This window comes from Aeromicrobium sp. YIM 150415 (genome assembly GCF_016918125.1).
Taxonomy (GTDB): domain Bacteria; phylum Actinomycetota; class Actinomycetes; order Propionibacteriales; family Nocardioidaceae; genus Aeromicrobium; species Aeromicrobium piscarium.
This window is the reverse complement of record NZ_JAERWM010000004.1, coordinates 327,198-343,414: the sequence shown is the minus strand read 5'-3', so window position 1 is coordinate 343,414 and position 16,217 is coordinate 327,198. Positions and strand designations below refer to the sequence as shown.

Annotated in this window: 15 protein-coding genes; 7 read left to right on the top strand and 8 right to left on the bottom strand. The window is 69.8% G+C overall.

All coding sequences use genetic code 11. The annotated features are described in order from the left end of the window. Positions 1-36: 36 nt before the first annotated feature. Complete coding sequence (locus JL108_RS03355) at positions 37-732, bottom strand: response regulator transcription factor (RefSeq protein WP_143911000.1); 696 nt, start codon at positions 730-732, stop codon at positions 37-39. 437 nt (positions 733-1,169) lie between these two features. Here JL108_RS03355 and JL108_RS03350 point away from each other — a divergent pair, with 437 nt between their 5' ends. From JL108_RS03350 to JL108_RS03320, 7 genes are read left to right on the top strand one after another with little or no spacing between them, the layout of a single operon-like run. Then, complete coding sequence (locus JL108_RS03350) at positions 1,170-2,216, top strand: PotD/PotF family extracellular solute-binding protein (RefSeq protein WP_185972892.1); 1,047 nt, start codon at positions 1,170-1,172, stop codon at positions 2,214-2,216. Next, positions 2,213-3,085 (top strand): ABC transporter permease, encoded by an 873-nt coding sequence (locus JL108_RS20405; protein ID WP_205197011.1) that lies wholly within the window; start codon positions 2,213-2,215, stop codon positions 3,083-3,085. The genes JL108_RS03350 and JL108_RS20405 overlap by 4 nt, the downstream gene beginning before the upstream one ends. After that, on the top strand, positions 3,082-3,873 hold the full coding sequence (locus JL108_RS03340) for an ABC transporter permease (protein ID WP_143911003.1): 792 nt from the start codon (positions 3,082-3,084) through the stop codon (positions 3,871-3,873). The genes JL108_RS20405 and JL108_RS03340 overlap by 4 nt, the downstream gene beginning before the upstream one ends. Positions 3,874-3,888: 15 nt before the next feature. Further along, positions 3,889-4,926 carry an ABC transporter ATP-binding protein gene (locus tag JL108_RS03335; protein WP_205197009.1) on the top strand — a complete coding sequence of 346 codons (1,038 nt, stop codon included), beginning with the start codon at positions 3,889-3,891 and terminating at the stop codon, positions 4,924-4,926. A gap of 12 nt (positions 4,927-4,938) precedes the next feature. Continuing rightward, on the top strand, positions 4,939-6,105 hold the full coding sequence (locus JL108_RS03330) for an amidohydrolase/deacetylase family metallohydrolase (protein ID WP_205197007.1): 1,167 nt from the start codon (positions 4,939-4,941) through the stop codon (positions 6,103-6,105). Continuing rightward, entirely contained in the window at positions 6,105-7,079 is a 975-nt protein-coding gene (locus tag JL108_RS03325) for a hypothetical protein (protein WP_205197006.1), read from the top strand. The genes JL108_RS03330 and JL108_RS03325 overlap by 1 nt, the downstream gene beginning before the upstream one ends. After that, positions 7,066-7,947 carry a GntR family transcriptional regulator gene (locus JL108_RS03320; RefSeq protein WP_143911007.1) on the top strand — a complete coding sequence of 294 codons (882 nt, stop codon included), beginning with the start codon at positions 7,066-7,068 and terminating at the stop codon, positions 7,945-7,947. The genes JL108_RS03325 and JL108_RS03320 overlap by 14 nt, the downstream gene beginning before the upstream one ends. Here JL108_RS03320 and JL108_RS03315 read toward each other — a convergent pair. The 7 genes from JL108_RS03315 to JL108_RS03285 form a co-directional block, all read right to left on the bottom strand. Continuing rightward, the gene (locus tag JL108_RS03315; protein WP_205197004.1) at positions 7,897-8,676 is read right to left on the bottom strand and encodes a DeoR/GlpR family DNA-binding transcription regulator; all 780 of its coding nucleotides are present in this window, start codon (positions 8,674-8,676) and stop codon (positions 7,897-7,899) included. The genes JL108_RS03320 and JL108_RS03315 overlap by 51 nt on opposite strands. A gap of 139 nt (positions 8,677-8,815) precedes the next feature. Then, on the bottom strand, positions 8,816-10,303 hold the full coding sequence (locus JL108_RS03310) for an APC family permease (RefSeq protein ID WP_205197002.1): 1,488 nt from the start codon (positions 10,301-10,303) through the stop codon (positions 8,816-8,818). Between the two features lie 14 nt (positions 10,304-10,317). After that, positions 10,318-11,562, bottom strand: coding sequence for an NAD(P)/FAD-dependent oxidoreductase (locus JL108_RS03305; RefSeq protein ID WP_205197000.1), 1,245 nt, complete (start codon positions 11,560-11,562; stop codon positions 10,318-10,320). Further along, positions 11,559-12,968: an NAD(P)/FAD-dependent oxidoreductase gene (locus JL108_RS03300; protein ID WP_205196998.1), complete on the bottom strand. Its 1,410-nt coding sequence runs from the start codon at positions 12,966-12,968 to the stop codon at positions 11,559-11,561. The genes JL108_RS03305 and JL108_RS03300 overlap by 4 nt, the downstream gene beginning before the upstream one ends. Then, a complete protein-coding gene (locus JL108_RS20400; RefSeq protein WP_205196996.1) occupies positions 12,965-14,377 on the bottom strand; it encodes an FGGY family carbohydrate kinase in 1,413 nt (470 codons plus the stop codon). The genes JL108_RS03300 and JL108_RS20400 overlap by 4 nt, the downstream gene beginning before the upstream one ends. A gap of 99 nt (positions 14,378-14,476) precedes the next feature. Continuing rightward, on the bottom strand, positions 14,477-15,136 hold the full coding sequence (locus JL108_RS03290; RefSeq protein WP_205196994.1) for an HAD family hydrolase: 660 nt from the start codon (positions 15,134-15,136) through the stop codon (positions 14,477-14,479). A gap of 202 nt (positions 15,137-15,338) precedes the next feature. After that, complete coding sequence (locus tag JL108_RS03285; protein ID WP_205196992.1) at positions 15,339-16,214, bottom strand: fructosamine kinase family protein; 876 nt, start codon at positions 16,212-16,214, stop codon at positions 15,339-15,341. Between the last annotated feature and the right edge of the window lie 3 nt (positions 16,215-16,217).

Sequence of the window (16,217 nt, the reverse complement as noted above, 5' to 3'; positions counted from 1 at the left end):
CCGTGAGGGTGCTGATGGTTCGCTCGGGTCGCTCGTTCACGGCGGCGTCTCCCGCAGGACGTAGCCGACCCCCCGGACCGTGTGCAGCAGCCGATCCTCGCCCTCGGCCTCGAGCTTGCGGCGGACGTAGCCGACGTAGACCTCCAGCGAGTTGGCGCTCGTGGGGAAGTCGAATCCCCAGACCTCCTCGAGGATGAAGGACCGCTCGAGCACACGTTTGGGACGCTGCAGGAACAGCTCGAGGAGGGCGAACTCGGTGCGGGTCAGAGAGATATTGCGCCCGTTGCGGACGACCTCACGGGTGTTGGGGTCCAGGCTGAGATCGGCGAAGTGCAGGACCGGCTCGTCCTCGTCCTGGGCATCGGCGGGACGCGCGGAGCGGCGCAGCAGCGCGCGGAGCCGGGCGAGGAGCTCCTCCAGGGCGAAGGGCTTGGTGAGATAGTCGTCGGCACCCGCGTCGAGACCGTCGACGCGATCGGTGACGGCATCGCGGGCGGTGAGCACGAGGATCGGCACGTCGTTGCCGGCCGAGCGCAGCGCGCGGGTCGCCTCCAGGCCGTCGAGGCGCGGCATCATCACGTCCATGACGATGGCATCGGGCTGGACCTGAGGCACCCGGGCGAGTGCCTCAGCGCCGTCGGACGCGAGCTCCACCGTGTAGCCGTTGAACTCCAGGGATCGTCGCAGGGAGTCACGGACGGCGCGATCGTCGTCCACCACCAGGATGCGCATGATCCCAGTGTGCCGTGAATGCCTGAGATCCGTCTGAAGGAGAGCGGTCCGAGGTCATCGGCTCCAGCCGCTCGGCAGGGGACGGCCGATGGACGGCATGGCTCGACCTGATGGCAACGGACACGCTCGTCTCACGGCGAACTGCTCCCGGGGAGACGGCCGAGGAGGTGCGTCGTCGGCCCCGGCGCGGACCTTCGCTGTCGTCGGCTGAACGGGTGACGCCCTCTGTCGGAGTCGTCCCGGGTGCCATGATCACGCCCATCGCCACCCGTCGCGACGTCATTTCTCGATCCTGAGTTTTCCCTGTGATGGCAGAGTGAACGGCCCTTTCCGGGCTGCCGTGTCATCAGAAAGTTACGTGGGAGGCCTTGCGCAGTCCAGGGTCGGAGGACTTATGGTTACTACCAATTTGGTCCCTACCATTTATGAGGAACGTCATGCGATCTCTACCTCGGAGGCTCACCGCCACCATCGCCGCTGCTCCGGTTGCAGTCGTTCTCGCCGCCTGTGGGGGCAGCGGCGACGATGACGCCACCACCCTGTCGCTCTCCCACTGGGGCGGCATCTGGGAGGAGGGCGTGACCGCCATCGAACCCGGCCTCACCGAGGCGACGGGCATCACCATCAAAGGCGCGGCCGACGGACAGAACGGCCTGACCAAGATCCAGCAGCTGCCGACCGCCTACGACGCGGCCCTGCTCACCGCCGACAAGGCGGCCGTCGGACTGCAGGACGGAACCCTGCAGCCCATCGACACCAGCCGCATCGAGAACCTCGACACGATCCCCGACGCCGTGCTCGACGGCCTCATGGTCGACGGTGAGCTCGCCGCGGTGCCGATCAGCTACGGCGCGCAGGGCATCCTCTACCGCGAGGATCTGCTGGGCAAGAAGCTCACCTCGTGGGCCGATCTGTGGGATCCGGGTCTGGAGAACAACCTCGCGATCGGTGCTCTGCCCAGCGTCGCCGGCGTCTTCGTCCTCCAGGCCGGCGGCGAGGCATTCGGCGACGGGCCCGATGATCTCGAGGCGGGTTGGGAGGCCATGGAAGAGCTCCGTCCCAATGTCCAGTACCAGTACACGCTGTCATCGGATCCGTTGAGCAAGCTGGCCGACGGCAGCCTCCTGGCTACCGTCACGTTCGCCGACCTCGGCGTCGATCTCGCCGACTCGGGCGTCACCACGCTGATCCCCGAGGAGGGCACGAACTGGAGCGTCCAGCCGGTGGGGATCCCCGCCGAGGCCGAGAACGTCGACGCGGCGTACGACTTCATCAACTACATGCTGAGCGACGAGGCGCAGTCGACCTGGGTGGAGGCGACCCACGTCGCCCCGGCCAGCCAGGCCGCCGAGCTGCCCGCGGAGATCAGCGACCAGCTGCTGGAGACCGATGAGGTCGCCGCGCGACTGTGGCCCATCGACTGGCTCCAGATCGGCACCGAGATCCAGGACTGGACGGTCCGCTGGCAGGAGCTCTTCTCGTGACATCTGTCGCGCCACGCGCCGCGGGTCGGGTCCGTCGGGGCCCGACCCGCGTCGGGAGCACCACCTCCGTCAGCTGGGCTCTGCCGGCGGCCCTCCTAGCGCCGATGGTCCTCTTCGTCCTCGGCCTGTTCGTCCTTCCCTTCGTCATGGTGGTCACGACGGCGTTCACCGATGCCGCGACCGACAGCTGGTCGCTCACGAACTTCCAGGAGTTCTTCAGCCGCTCCGTCGGCTGGACCGCCCTCCGCAACACGTTGATCATCGGTGTCGGGACGACGGTCGTCGCGGCCGCCGTCGCCGTCCCCTATGCCTACGGGATGGTCCGTCACCCGCGCTGGCGGGCGATCTTCATCGCGGTGCTCTTCGCGCCGCTGCTCATCAACGGCGTGGTCCGCGTCTTCGGCTACCAGCTGCTGGCGCGATTCGTGGATCGAGTCTGGCCGTGGGGAGACCTGCCGCTGCTGTACTCGCTGACAGGTGTCGTGATCTCGCTGGTGGTCTTCATGCTCCCGCAGATGACGGTCGCGGTCTTCGCGAGCCTGGATCGGATGGACCGCCGACTGGTCGACGCGGCACAGACCCTGGGCGCCGGCAACTGGCAGGTCTTCCGGACCGTCGTGTTGCCCGCGGCGCGTCCGGGGATCGTGGCCGGATCGATCATCACCTTCGGCGCATCGGCCGGCTCCTATCTGGCCCCGGCGATGGTCGGCGGTGGCCGGGTCCCCGCCATGCCGACGCTGATCTACGGGTCGGTGAGCGGAGCCGGGAGCTGGAACTTCGGCGCTGCCGTGGCGGTGGTGCTGATGGCCATCGTCCTCCCGCTGATGATCCTGTCCCTCGTGCAATCGGCCCGGAGGTCTGCCCCATGAGCCGCCGAATACCCTCCGTCAACATCCTCGTCGCGATCGTGCTGCTGGCTCCGCTCGCGGCGGTCATCGCGACCTCGCTCAACTCCGGGAACTATGCCGTGTTCCCGCCCCGCGGCTTCTCGCTCGACTGGTTCTCCACGGCCTTGGGCAACACCAAGTTCCTCGATGCCCTTCGCCTGAGCTTCGTCGTCGCGGCGGCCAGCACGGTCGTCTCGATCGTCGTCGGCTTCCTCGCCGCCTACGCGATGACCCGCTACGAGTACCGCGGACAGCGGCTCTCGCAGATCACCGCGCTCGGTCCGCTGACCGTGCCGGAGATCGTCGTCGGCCTCAGCGTGTTCGTCTTCGTCGCGTTGCGGCTGCAGCAGGCCCCGAGCATCCCCGCCCTCGTCCTGGGGCACTGCGTCGTCGGCATCCCCATCGGCCTGCAGGTCATCGTCGCCACGATGGCATCGCAGGATGTCGCCCTGGAACAGGCGGCCGAGACCCTGGGCGCATCGAGCTGGCGGGTCTTCCGCACCATCACGCTGCCCTTGGCGACGCCGGGCCTCATCGGGGCGTCGCTGCTGGTCTTCATCTTCTCGTTCGACAACATCAGCATCTCGCTGTTCCTCATGCCGCCGGGCGAGTCGACCCTTCCCGTCGTGATGTACCAGTACCTGGACTTCAGGCCCGATCCCTCGATCGCCGCGATGTCGACGCTCCTGGTCGCCCTCGGCCTGATCGTCTTCTTCGTCCTGCACCGCATCGGTGCGCTGAAACATCTGACCGGCAGCGGCCTGCGCTGACCTCTGGAGACACCTATGAGCACTTCATTCGTCCACCTGCGTGGACTGACCACCGAATACGGCAACGGGGCCGGGATCCGGGACATCGACCTGGAGATCCGCCGCGGCGAGATGCTGGTCCTCCTCGGCCCCAGCGGCTGCGGCAAGACCACCTTGCTGCGGACGATCGCCGGCCTCGCGGCTCCCGACTCCGGCGCCATCATGGTCGACGGCGACGACATCACGTCGCTCAAGGCGGCCCAGCGGGACATGGGCATGGTCTTCCAGACCTGGGCTCTCTTCCCGCACCTCACCGTCGCGCAGAACGTCGCCTACGGCCTGAAGACCCGCCGCCACGCCAAGAACGAGATCACCAAGGCCGTCGGCGAGGCGCTCGAGCTGGTCCAGCTCTCGCATCTCGCCGATCGCAAGCCCGGCCAGCTCAGCGGCGGCCAGCAGCAGCGCGTGGCGCTCGCTCGCGCGATCGTGATCAATCCGCGCGTGCTGCTGCTCGACGAGCCGTTGTCAGCGCTCGATCGGCGCATCCGCATGGAGCTGCGGTCGGATCTGCGCCGTCTGCAACAGGAGCTCGGCGTCACGGGGGTCTATGTCACCCACGATCACGGCGAGGCGCTGGCGCTCGGCGACCGGGTCGCGGTGATGAACGAGGGACGCATCGTGGAGATCGCCGCACCGCGTGAGCTGTTCGTCCGTCCCCAGCACCGGTTCACGGCGCATTTCCTCGATGCCGGCACCATCGTGGACATCGATGGAAATGGGCCGGACGGAGCACTGCGCACCCCGTTGGGCAGCATCGCGCCGGTCGCGCCGACGCCCGAGATGGCCGCGATCTGCATCCCGGCCGATGCGATCGCCCTCGAGGTCGACGGACCCGGCATCGCCGGCACCGTCGTGGACCTCGACTACGAACAGTCGAGCCTCACTGTGTCCGTCCAACTGAGCGGCAGCGGCATCGTCGTCAAGAGCGCCCAGCCGCTCTCCCGCGATCTGCACTCCGGCCAGCCGATCCACGTCGTCGCCGATCTCGAACGCGCCGTTCCCCTCGCCAGCTGAAAGAAGAGACCCATGAACGACCTCCTCCTGCGCAACGCCCTCGTCCACGATCCGTCCACCGCCACCTCGCGTGAGGCCCATGTCGCGATCGATGCCGGCACGATCGTCAGCCTCGACGCCTCCGACACGACGCCGGCCCGGCACGTGCTGGACGTCGAGGGCGCGCACGTCCTCCCCGGACTCATCGACCTGCACACGCACTACTACCGGTGGTCCACGCCACTGGGCTACGACCCGCGCCGCTACAGCTTCCGGGACGGTGTGACGACCATCGTCGACGCGGGAAGCGCGGGCGCACTGACCTTGCCGGGACTCGTGCAGACCGCGCGGGGCATCGGCCGGGGCAACCTCTTCGCCTTCGTGAACCTCTCCACGATCGGGATCATCCACAACGAGGTGGGTGAGCTCCACGATCTGCGCACCGCCGACATCGATCTGCTCGCGGAGGCCATCGAGGAGAACCGCGACTTCGTCGTCGGCATCAAGCTGCGCCTCTCCCGATGGGTCAACGGCGAGAACCCGGGCAACGCCCGTGAGGCATTGCGACGTGCTCTCGCGGCCGGCGAGCGGACCGGTGTCCCGCTCATGGTGCACGTCTTCGATCCGAGCCTCGCGCTCATCGAGATCCTCGACGCCCTGCGACCGGGCGACATCGTCACGCACGTCTTCTCCCGCTCGCGTGAGTCCGTCGTCGCGAGTCAGGAGAACTGGGACGCGCTGCTCCGCGCCCGAGCCCGTGGGGTCGTGCTCGACGTGGGCTGCGGACGCGGCGGGCTCGACTTCAGCGTGGGCCGTGAGGCGATCGCCCGTGGCCTCTACCCCGACACCATCTCCAGCGATCTCACCGAGGTCACGGCGGATGGACCCGTGTTCGGGCTCACCGCGACGATGTCGAAGATGCTGGCGATCGGCATGCCCTTCGAGGAGGTCCTGCGCGCGGTGACGATCAATCCGGCCACGGTCCTTCGCCGGCCCGAGCTCGCCGAGCTGCGCGAGGGCGCCGTGGCGAATCTGGCGGTCCTGGCGGTGGAGCGAGGCTCCTATGAGTTCGAGCAGCTGCAGTTCCTCGAACAGGTCGTCGAGACCGTGACCCACGATCAGTCGATCCGCGCGCTCGCGACGGTCCTCGAGGGCCGGGTGGTCGTCGGCGACGCGCGACTGTCCACACAGGAGGCCTGATGCCGGCCTCCCCGCTCGCGGTGCTGACCGCCGCCGACGTCCGGACCTCCGGAGTGCTCAGCCCCGACGTCGCGGTCGACGTGATGCGCCGGACCTTGGCCGCGAAGCGCGCCGGCGTCGCGGTGGACAGCCCCTTGTCGACGCTGACATTGGGGGAGCCGGGGCATCGGTTCGTCGCCCACCCGGCGTCCCTCGAGGACATCGCCGGGGTCAAGTGGATCGGCGCGAATCCGGAGAATCTCCGTCATGGCCAGCCGCGGGCATCGGCCTCGGTCCTGTTGAGCGACCGTCAGGACGGTCGCTCGCGCGCCGTCGTTGAGGCGACGTCCATCAGCGCCGCTCGCACCGCGGCGGTCGGCGCCCTGGCCGTCGAGGCGCTCGCATCGACGACCGCTGCGTTCTCCGTGGGCGTCATCGGGGCGGGTGTCTCGTCGCTGGCGTTCGTGGACACCGTGATCGCCCTGTATCCCGACCTGGTCCGGACGGTGACGGTCTTCGACCTCGCCGAGGAGGCCGGGGCGCGCCTGGTCGAGACGCTGCGTGAGCGTGGCGTCGCGGCGACCGTCGCGGGATCCGTGGAGGAGGCCGTCACCGCCCACGAGGTCGTGGTGCTGGGGACGAGCGACGCGGTCACCCCGTACGTCACGCCGGCGATGCTGGACGGCGTCCGGCTCGTGGTCGCGATATCGCTCAACGACCTCACCGAGGCGGCGGTCGCGACCAGCGGCCGATGGGTCACCACGGACCGGCAGCTTCTGGCCTATGATCTGTCATCGACAGCACGCGCGGTGAGATCGGGAGCGGTGTCGCCGGATCGGATCGAGCTACTCGAGGATCTGATGGTCGACCCGGCTTCCGGCGATCGGCCGGAGGGAGAACGGATCGTCTTCGACTTGTGGGGGTTGGGGATGTTCGACATCGCGCTGGCCGCGGCAGCGTGGCGGCGACAGGAGCGTGACCATGGCCAACGATGACGGACCGGCCGCCGGCGAGCAGTCCCTGCAGGTCCCGACGGTGAGTACCGCGGATCTCTCCCACATCGCCGCCTCGCCGCGAACCGGCCGTGGTGCCGGCTCGGCGACCCAGGCGGCCCACATGGAGCTCACCGGCCTGCTCGCGGCTCTCATCAACTCCGGGGAGCTGGCCCCGGGGGTGCGGCTTCCGCCGGAGCGCGACATGTGCAAGCAGTTCGGGGTCAGCCGGACCACCGTCCGTCACGTCCTGGACCGACTCGAGCGACAGAACCTGATCACCCGGCACGTCGGCCGCGGAACCTTCGTGGCCGAGCCGAAGACGGTCCACACCATGTCGGTGCCCGAGAGCATGGTGACCGCCGCGGAGGAGGCGTCGACCTACCGGGAGGTGTACCGCGACCTGCACGTCCCCAACGACCGGATGCGCGAGCTGATGACCGTGGAGGAGGACGAGGAGGTCTCGCGGACCGCCAGGGTGCGTTTCGTCGGCGGACGGTCGGTGTCGGTCGAGGTGGTGCATCTGCCGACGGCCGTCGCGGGCGCGGTGGACGACACGCAGCTGGCCACCGGCCCCCTGGGTGTCGCCCTCGCCGGGGCGGGGGTCGAGGTGGCGAAGGCACGTCAGCGCTACGACCCGGTGCTGTCCGCGCCGTGGGAGTCCGATCTGCTCGACGTGCCGCCGGGGACTCCACTGATGCTCGTCACCCGGCGCAGCTGGGATCACGAGGACCGGGTCGTGGAGTACACGCTGGAGTACCACCGGGCCGATCGCAACAGCTTCCTCATCGAGGTGACCGCCTTGCAGGGTCCGGGACGATCAGCGGGCGACGCGAATCTCGACGCCCGCGGCGTCGAGCGCGGTTCCTAGCTCGCCGCTCGGCTCGATGTCGGTGACGAGTCCGGCGAGCTGATCGAGGTCCGCGACGTGCACCGGCGCGACCACCCGGTGCTTCGAGCCATCGGCCAGCACCCACGAGCGCGCCGAGAGCGCCAGCATCCGCTGACGGAGCCGAGCCTCCTCGTAGTGGAAATCGGTGAGGCCGTCCACGGCGTCGACGCCGCCGGAGCCGAGGAAGGCGATATCGGGCCGGAAGTCGCCGAGGAACTGGTCGGCCCGGCCGCCGGAGACCGCCAGATCGCCCGCCCGCACCCGCCCGCCGAGCACGACGACCTCGCAGGAGAGGCGTTCGGAGGCGAGAGTGGCGGCGGGCAGCGAGCCGGTCAGCAGCAGTCCCTGGAAGGAGGGGGCCATCGCGGCGACGACCTGGAGCGCCGTGGTGCCGACGTCGATGACGATGGTGGCGTCGTCGGCGATCAGCTCGGCCGCGGCCCGGCCGATACGGGCCTTCTCATCGCGGCCGCTCGCGCTGCGCTCGCCGTAGCTGCCCTCGGCCCGGGGATGGTGTCCCGCCCCGACCGCGCCGCCGCGGACCCGGACCAGCGTGCCCCGGGACTCGAGTGCGGCGAGGTCGCGCCGGACCGTCTCGATGGAGACGCCCAGGACGTCGACGAGGTCCACGGTGCGCACGAACTCCCGGGCCGCGAGCTGCTGCTCGATGATGCCCCACCGCTCGGCGGGGATGGCCAGTTGCGTCACCGTGGACCTCCTCGAATCGTGCTCCGCCCTCGACCTCATGTGGTCTCGATACGGGCTCCGCTAGCGCTCCGCCCTACTCGACCACCGAGCGCGAGGGAGCGCTAGCGAGTGAGCGTATCGAGACCAGCTGCCCAGAACACTAGTGCTCCGTGGGCTCGGCATCGAGCACCGCGTCGATCGACTCCATGTCGGGCATGGTGAGCCCGGAGACGCCCTTGCGGATGAGCAGATAGGCGAAGTAGACGGCGCCGATGAGCACCATGACGCCGACGTAGGCCCAGGAGTTGGCGAACGAGGCGTCGCGGAAGATCAGCAGCTCCCACACGAGCCAGACGACCGCGACCACGAGGACCGGGGTCTCCCAGCGTCCGAGGCTGAAGCCCCGCGTCGGCGGCAGGTGCTTGCGCTTGACGATGTACAGCGCGACGGTGGACGCGTAGATGATCGCCGGCAGCAGCGTGGCCGCCGAGAACAGCGCGAACAGCGCGTCGGTGGAGAAGGCGAACACCGCGAGCACGGTCTGGCCGACCGCGAACATCATGAAGGTCGCGTTCATGGGGGTGCCGCGCGACCGCGAGATGCGGTGGAAGGCCTGCCAGCCGGGGAACCGCTCATCGCGCGACATCGCCCAGATGAGGCGCGAGCCGCTCAGCGTGATGACCAGGCCGCAGGAGAAGATCGAGATGACCACCAGGACCAGCAGCGCCTTGCCCAGGAAGGACCCGAGCACGCCCTGGATGATGTCGGCGATGGGCGTCGCCGACCCGGCGAGGGCCACCGGATCGCCGGCCAGGCCGGTCACCGCGATGAGGAACAGGAAGCCGATGATGCCCAGGGTGAGGACCGCCCGGTACATCGCCTTCGGCACGACGTGCGCGGGATCGCGGGTCTCCTCGGCGAGATTCGCGGCCGACTCGAAGCCGACGATCGTGAAGGCACCGAGCAGGAAGCCCATCGCCCACGGACCGGCCTCGGTGAGACCGCCCAGGGAGAAGTAGCCCTCAGCGGGCACGTCACCGCGGCTGAACAGTGTGCTCCAGTCGAACTGGCCGGTGGTGAAGCCGACGGCGAAGAGCAGGACGACCAGCCCGATCATGCCGATCAGCTGGATGGTGACCGCGCCGTTGTTGACCCGCTGCGTCGCCCGCGTGGACAGCGAGACGAGGGCGGCCTGCAGGGTGATGACGACGGCGGTGATGATCCAGGCATTCGCCTGCGTGCCCACGTAACCGAACAGCACCGGCAGGATCGTCGAGGCGATCGTGTAGTCGACGGCCACCACGACCACGCCGAGGAAGGTGAACGAGATCCAGCCCATGATCCAGCCCAGCACCGGGTTGGCCAGGCGCGAGACCCATTGGTAGGCGTATCCGGTGACCGGCACGCGTGCGGCCAAGGCCCCGAAGACCAGCGCCACGGCGAGCTGGCCGATGACCACGATCGGCCACGTCCAGATGCCGAGCGGCCCGGAGGTCGCGAGGACCGATCCGTAGGCCGTGAAGATGCCCGTCGCGATCGACACGAAGCCGAAGGCGACGGCGAACAGCGTGAAGGGACTCAGATCCTTGGCGAGCGTCTGCTCGTAGTGTCCGGCGGGCGCATCCGTCCCGAGGTGTTCATTGCTCATCGGTGTTCCTTGTCTCACGAGAGGTGGAGGCGGACGTCGCCGCCGTTCGGCGCGATGCCGTTCAGGACGTCCCACGGGATCCTGAAGACCCGGCCCGGGGATGCCGGCCAGGGGAGACGGCGACGGGTGACGACGCTGTCCCCTTGGGTGACCGTCACGCGCGGCACGCGCACGAGATCGTTGACCCAGGTCTCGATGCGTCCGCGGGCGGGGATGCCCGCGGACAGGTCGATCAAGCCGGGGGAGACCCATCGGAAGGACGCGTCGCCGAGGAGCCGCACGCCGCCGGCTCCGGCCGTCGTCCCGCCGAGATAGCGCAGCACGGCGTCCGCGACGTGCGTGCCGCCGAGGGCCGCGATGTCCGCGGTGTCGACCGGATGCACGACATTGCCGGCGGCGAAGACGCCCTCGCGGCGGGTGCGGCCCGCGGCATCGACCAGCGGCCCCTTGGTGTCGGGTGCCAGCTCGATACCGGCCGAGCGCACGAGCTCGTGGTCCGGGATCCAGTCGCCGGTGAACACGACCGTGTCGCAGTCGAGCACGCGCCGGTCGCCGGTCGCGAGGTCCTCGACCTCGACCCCCTCGACGCGCCGCCGTCCCAGGACCTGTGTGACGCGGTGTCCCGTCACGAGATCGGGCCGGAACAGGAGTCGCCCGCCCAGGTTGAACACACCATAGGACTCGGGGCTGTCGTAGTGGGTGACCATCGCGGCGGGCACGCAGCCGGCCTCCTTGAGGGTCATCGCGGCCGACCACGAGACCAGCTCACCCCCGACGATCACCGCTCGCTTGCCGACCGTGCCGTGGTGCAGGTGGACGCGGTTCTGCAGCTCACCGGTGGTGTAGACGCCGGCCGGACGCGAGCCGGGGATCATCCGTGCGGATCGGGGCCGCTCGCGCGCACCGGTCGCCACGACGATGGCCTCGGCGGACACGATCTCGCGGCCGCGGGGGCTCGTCAGGTACAGCGATCGCTCGTCGCGCCAGGAGGTCGCCATCGTGCCGGTGAGGATCTCCGCGCCCGCGTCGGCGGTCTCGGTGACCAGTCGGCGTGCGTAGACCGGGCCGCTGATGAACCGGCGACGATCGCGGATGCCGTAGCCGAGATGGTCCGAATGCCGGGGGATGCCGCCGGCCTCGCGTTCCCGCTCCACTACGAGGACGCGATCGACGCCCTGACGGCGCAGAGCCGTGGCGGCGCTCAGTCCCGAGGGGCCGCCGCCGATGACGACGACATCGGCTCGACGTTCGCTGCTCATCGGACCATCTCCTCGATCGTGGCGTCCACGGCGGCACCGCAGTAGAAGCCCTGACACCGGCCGTTCGTGGCGCGGGTGCGGCGGCTGACGCCGGAGCGGTCCACGGCCGGCACCGTCGCGCAGAGGGCGTCGCGGATCTCGCCGAAGCTCACCCGCTCGCAGAAGCACACGAGCTCGCCATAGGCCGGATCGCGGCGGATGACCTCGTCGCGCTCGTAGGGACGGGGCCGCGCCTCGCCGATATTCGGCATCTGCGGGGGGTCGGCGAGCGAGGAACGCCGGCGCAGCTCGACACCGGCATCGCTCAACAGTCCCTCGACGTGTTCCGCGATCGCCATCGAGGCGGTCAGGCCGGTGGATCGGATGCCGCCGACGAGCAGATAGCGCTGTTCCGGATCGGGCTCGATCAGATAGTCGCCGTGGTCGATCGCGGCGCGCAGACCGGCATAGGCGGTCGTGACCTCCTCCTCGAAGAGCGTCGGCATGAGCCGCTCGCCCTTCTCGTGCAGGAAGGCGAAGCCGTTCTCGGAGGTGCCGGTGGCGGTCTTGTCGTGCAGGTCCTCCGCGGTCGGACCGAGCATGACGTTGCCGTAGACGGTCGGGCTCACCAGAACGCCCTTGCCGAGCTTGCTCGGGACGGGCAGGACGATCTTGTCGACCAGCGGACGCGCGAGCTTGTCGAAGACGAGCAGCTCGCCGCGTCGCGGCGTGACGGTGAAGCGGTCGAAGCCGAGGGCGCGGTCCAGCACGTCCGCGCCGAGACCGGCGGCGTTGATGAGCCAGCGGGTCGTGATGTCTCCGCGGCTGGTGTGCACCACGGTGGCGTCGTCGCCGACGGTGACACCGGTGACCTCCCGGCCGAGGAGGAGGGCGGCCCCGTTGTCGACGGCCTCGGTGGCGTAGGCGATCGACGGAGTCCACGGACAGATGATCGTCTCGCCGGGCACCGTCAGTCCGCCGAGCGCCCCGGGGCCCAGATGGGGAAGCGCCGCGTAGACCGCATCGGCGTCGATGATCTCGCAGGCGTCGTAGCCGTTCTGCTCGGCCTTCTCGCGCAGCGAGGGCAGGTTCGCCAGCTCCTCGTCGGTCCAGGCGACGAGCAGGGCGCCGGTGCGTTCCATCGGGATGCCCGTCCGCTCGGCGTAGTCGCCCAGCAGCGTGTAGCCCCGACTGACTAGCCGGGACTCGAGGGTTCCGGGCTTGGCATCGAAGCCGGTGTGCAGGATCGCGGTGTTCGCCTTGCTCGTCCCCTCACCGACATCGTGGGCCGCATCGACGACCGCGATGTCCAGCTCGTAGCGGCTCAGCGCGCGGGCGATGGCCGTGCCGACCACGCCGGCGCCGACGATGGCGACGTCGTACACCCCGTCGATGCTGCGCATTGATCGCTCGCTGCGCTCGCTCATGAGACGTCCTTCCCGGTGAGGCCGGATTCCACCGCGGCGCGCCAGCGCGCCCGGAAGCCGGCGGCCTGCGCGGCCGTCCAGCGGGGTTCGTAGGTGCGGGCCGGCGACCATCCGACGAGCGCGTCGTCGAGGCTCAGGGAGTCGTCGAGGGCGAGGCGCGCGGTGGCGACGGCACCGAGGGCGGTGGCGTGCTCGGAGCCGAAGACATCGACCGGCACCTGGGACAGATCGGCCTGCGCCTGCATGAGCGTGGCGCTGCGGGTGAGACCGCCGTCGACGCGGAGGCGTTCGGGGGCCTCGCCCAGGTCGATCATCTCGGCGACGTGCGCCGCGATGCCCTCGAGCACCGCGCGCACGATCTCACCGCGTCCGGTCGACAGGCTCATGCCGTGCAGTGAGGCGCCGACGTCCGAGCGCCACCAGGGCGCCGCGAGACCGGCGAAGGCGGGGGAGCAGAGGACACCGCCGGAGTCCTCCGCGGCGATCGTGTCGAGCTCGGCGGCGGAGTCGATGAGGCCGAGGTCGCTCATCCACCGGACCGCGGAGGCCGCCGTGTAGACCTGTCCGTCGGCGCAGTAGGTGGTGTCGCCGCGCACGGTCCAGGCGACCGATGTGGCCAGGCCCCCGGGATGCGGCGAGGGATCGGAGCCGCGGTTGGCCAGCAGGAAGGCGCCCGTGCCGTAGGTGCACTTGGCCGTTCCGGGCTGGATGCATCCCTCGGCGAGCAGCGCGGCCTGCTGGTCGACGATGAGCCCGCCCACGGGGATGTCACCGCCGAACGCGCTCGTGGTGCCGACGATCGCGTCGCTCGGCACGAGGGCGGGCAGCTCCTCGTCGCCCAGGCCGAACAGCTCCAGGAGCTCGGGATCCCAGTCGACGCGGGCGAGGTCGAGGATGAGGGATCTGCTCGCGGTGGAGGTGTCGGTCACGAACTCACCGGTCAGCCGGTGCACCAGCCACGTGTCGCTCGTGGTGACGACACCTTGGCGGGTCACCTCGCGCCGCAGCCAGGTCATCTTGGGGGCGGAGAAGTAGGGGTCGAGGAGCAGCCCCGTGCGCTCGTGGATCAGGTCGGCGTGATCGGTGAGGCCGGCGCAGACCGGCTCGGACTGCCGGTCCTGCCAGACGAGGGCCGGGGTCAGGGGCTCACCGGTCGACCGGTCCCAGGCCAGCACCGTCTCGCCCTGGTTCGCCAGTGAGACGGCCGCGATCGTGGCGCCGGCCTTGGCGACGGCGTCGCGTCCGCTCGTCAGCACGCTCTGCCACAGCGCCTCCGGATCCTGTTCGACGACGCCTCCGGCGCGGTATTCCGGCCGCACCCGGCGCTCGGCGACCGCCAGCACCTCGTCCCCCTCGACGACGATCGCCTTCGTGCTGGACGTGCCCTGATCGATGGCGAGGATCGCCACGTTCACTCCTCCCCGGGAAACCGAAACATGCCCGTAATTTCCCGAAGTTAACCGTTACTGCCCGATAGTGTGGAGGAACGGTCACGCCCGTGTCAAGCGTCACCAGCGGGCGGCTCGAACCGGCGTCCCCGGCAGGGCCCGGCCGAGGCGGCCGAGGAGCGCGTCGTCGCCGTCGACGAGCACGACCGCGTCGGCGCCGCGCATCATCGGCAGATCATGCGCGGAGTCGCTGTAGACGAGGTCCCACTTCCGCCAGCCCAGGGCGGCGAGACGGGCGACCTTGCGCTCGCCGAAGCAGTGGTCGTCCCATCGCAGGCGGCCTCGATGACCGGAGACGACCGAGGCGCACACGCGGACGGGCAGGTCCAGGGCCCGCGCCCACGCCTCGATCAGCGGCGTCATCCCGGCGGAGACGATCGTCACCTCATGGCCCTGAGCGATGAGGGAGCGTGCCTCCTCCACCGCCGCGGGGCGTGTCATCGAGGGATCGTCGGCGAGGGCGGAGCCGAACTCGCACAGCTCGGCGATGAGCTCATCGGCCGGCTGACCGGAGAAGGCGATATCCATCAGGTGCCGGGTGACGCGAGTCCGAGCCGTCGGCGTTCGCGATGTCAGGGCGAATCCCGCGAGCCATGGGGCGGCACGTGCCAGCAGTAATGGTCGGGCACGCAGCCGCGGCACCAGCCACGCGGCGGTCGAGTCCGTGGTGGTGAACACGCCGTCGAAGTCCATGACGATCCGTCGCGGGGAAGAGGTCACCGGCCCAGGATGTCAGCCCTGCCCGCATCTGCCCGAAACCCTACCTTCGGTGGTCGACCTCAGGCCGGTGGCGGTACGTCATCAACCTCACGACACCGGTCGCGGTAGGTCATCAACCTCATCACGCACTCGAGGGGTTGACCAGTTACCGCCGTGCCGAGGGAGAGGTTGATGGACTACCGCGAGGTGGGCGGGTGGGTGCTCAGGTCGACGGGCCGTCGAGGAGGCTCTGGGCGGCACCGGCGGCGCGGGCGCCGTAGGAGCCACCGAAGAGCAGCGTGTGCACGAGCAGCGGATGCAGCTGGTGCAGCGCGACCCGGTCCCGCCATCCCTCGGCGAGCGGTGCTGCCTCGTCGTAGGCCTCGAGGATGCGCTGGAGGTGAGGTGCCCCGAACAGCGCCAGCATCGCGAGATCGGTCTCACGGTGTCCGCCGTGGGCCGCCGGGTCGATCACCCAGACGGCACCCTCGGCACCCCACACCACATTGCCCGACCACAGGTCACCGTGAAGGCGCGCCGGGGGCTCTGCCGGGCCGGAGAAGGAATGGATCTTGCGCATCGCGGCCTCGATCGTGGACGCCTCGCCCGAGGTCAGATGGCCACGGTCGACGGCGGCGCGCACATAGGGCATGACGCGGCGGGACGCGTAGAACTCCTCCCACGTCGGCAGCGGGCGGTTGGGCAGCGGCGCGACGCCGATATATCCGTCACGCTCCGCGCCGAAGGTGGGTGCACCAGCGGCGTGGGTCGTGGCGAGCGCCCTGCCGAACTGCTCTGCCAGCTCCTGCGAGGGCTTGCCCGGTTCGATCCAGGCGATCACGAGGCAGTCGTCGTCGACGCCGAGGACCTCGGGAGTGGGGACGCCGCCCGCCTCGCCGAGCCAGCGCAGTCCTTCGGCCTCGCGCCGGAACATTCCCTCGGGGGCCTGCGGACGCGTCTTGATGATCGCGCCGCGGCCGTCGGTGAGGCGAAGCCGGGTGGCGGTGCAGATGTCGCCGCCCGCGACCGGGGTGGTGGAGACGACGGCGGTTCCCAGCAGTGCCTCTGCCCGCGCTGCCGTTCCTGCCATCCTCGCCATACC